The following is a 2122-nucleotide window of genomic DNA, read 5'->3' as shown; positions in this document are numbered from 1 at the left end:
ATGGTGGAGAGAGTAACAGCTCACGGCACTACATTTTTAAAGAAGATTTACAAAAGACTGCGAATGCACTTGGATTGGAAATTAGGATTGCCCACTATCCTCCTTATACCTCCAAGTATAATCCCATTGAACATCGTTTTTTTCCTCATGTGACTCGTGCTTGTGAAGGTGTTGTATTTGACTCGGTTGAAACAGTTAAAACATTGATTTCTAGAACATCAACGTCAAAAGGACTAACAACAATTGTTCACATACTCGACAAAATATACGAGACAGGACGAAAATATGCCGCTGACTTCAAAGAAATAATGCCGATTGTATTTGATACACATTTACCAAAATGGAATTACCGGGCAATTCCTCAAGAATAATTAATATCGGGAAGTTGTTTCGTGCTTATTCCTTAGCTGGCAAGATAAGCGTATTTATCAACCGTTTCTCGTGCTTTATAGGTAGCAATAACCTTATCAATATTTTCTAGGCTTAAAATATTTTGATTCTTACCCGATTTAAATTCACGGCTGGCATCAATAAAAAACACGGTGTTATCTACTTTTTGCTTTTTAAAGATCAAAATAGCCGCAGGAATGCCTGTTCCAAAAAACAGTTTTTCTGGTAAGCCAATCACTGTATCCAGTAGGTTTTCTTCAATCAGTTGTTTACGGATTTTACCTTCTGATGCACCACGAAATAACACCCCATGAGGTACAACTACGCCCATGCGACCTGTTTCAGGTTTAAGGGTTTCAATCATGTGGCTAATAAATGCATAATCCCCTTTAGTTTTAGGCGGTGTGCCTCGGCGAAAACGTCCATAAACATCATCTGCTGCCCCGTCATGCCCTCATTTATCCAGAGAAAACGGAGGGTTTGCGGTGACAATATCAAAATGTAATAAACCGTTACCACTGGCATCTTTTAATAAAGGGTTACGAATAGTGTCGCCCCATTCAATGCGGTGGTTATCTTCGCCATGCAGGAACATATTCATCATTGGCTAATGACCAGGTAGAACCAATGGATTCCTGCCCAAAGAGTGCATATTTTTTAGAGCCATTAAAGTTTTCGCGCACTCTACGGCCACATTTCATTAATAAAGAACCTGAGCCACAGGCAGGATCACAAATTTCATCACCTTCTTGTGGGTCTAATAAAGTGGCAAGTAAGTCTGATACTTCGGGGGGAGTATAAAATTCCCCAGCGGTGCGGCCACTCCCCGCAGCAAAGTGTTTTATTAAATATTCATAGGCATTACCAATAATATCTAAGGTGCCGACACGACTAGGGCGTAAGTTAAGTATGTCTTTTGCAAAGTCTTCTAACAGGTGGCGTAAAATCTCATTTTTTTGTTTTTCTGCCCCTAAATTGTTGTTAAAACTAATGTCCTGGAACACATTTTTCAATTTGGAACCGTTGGCTTCTTCAATCGCGTGTAAAGCCATATCAATCCGTTGACCATTTCCCGCTTCATGGCGTTGTTCATACAAATCCCAAAAACTCGCACCTTTAGGTAGCACAAAGCGTTGTTTTGCCATCATGGCATTAATCAATTCGGGTTGATCTCCATACTGTTCTACTAGCTGGTTATATTCATCTTTATAAACATCTGAAATGTATTTGAGAAATAGCATAGTCAGAATAAAGTCTTTATACTGAAGTTTCCCAATAATTATTTATGGTAAAATTGAAACTATGCTACAACTATATGAAAAAAATAGTCTTTTCATTCGTTTCAAATGCTATTGCCTAAGGGGAATTAAGTAGGGGTTTGCTATAAACATCATCAGTGTTCCTAAAATAAACCTCGATACACCAGCATTGTGTATTTCAGCTACTCAATAATTGGGAAACTTCAGCTTAGCAGGATGTGAATCAGTTTAATCACGCCCTTGCTATTGGGGTGTAAAAAGCCAAAGTTCCGCGCACGGCGAAAGCCTTTAGGCAAAACATGTTGCAATACCAGCCAGAGAAAATCAGCCCCCGAAACTATTTTGGTTATATAGCGTTTGGTTTTACTGTCTTGATAGCGGTATGTTACTTTGCCATCATGGCAGGATAAAATATCCTTTTCACGAATCACACCACCGCTGAAAATCATGGAAACGGAGCTTAGCGAAGTGGT

Annotated in this window: 1 protein-coding gene and 2 pseudogenes; 1 reads left to right on the top strand and 2 read right to left on the bottom strand. The window is 39.3% G+C overall.

All coding sequences use genetic code 11. The features are described from left to right. Positions 1 to 371: ISAzo13-like element transposase-related protein (locus tag CDZ78_RS00890; RefSeq protein ID WP_444979186.1), on the top strand; the 371-nt coding region annotated here is incomplete at its 5' end. Positions 372 to 406: 35 nt separating this feature from the next. Here the strand turns inward: CDZ78_RS00890 and CDZ78_RS00885 are convergent. Both CDZ78_RS00885 and CDZ78_RS00880 read right to left on the bottom strand, forming a co-directional pair. Next, a pseudogene (locus tag CDZ78_RS00885) lies at positions 407 to 1652 on the bottom strand (class I SAM-dependent DNA methyltransferase); the annotation flags it as partial. 206 nt (positions 1653 to 1858) lie between these two features. Beyond that, positions 1859 to 2122, bottom strand: a pseudogene (locus CDZ78_RS00880) (transposase); the annotation flags it as partial.

It is taken from the genome of Bathymodiolus platifrons methanotrophic gill symbiont (genome assembly GCF_002189065.1).
GTDB lineage: Bacteria > Pseudomonadota > Gammaproteobacteria > Methylococcales > Methylomonadaceae > Methyloprofundus.
Note: the sequence above shows the minus strand (reverse complement) of the source record. Positions and strands in the feature narration are given on the sequence as shown.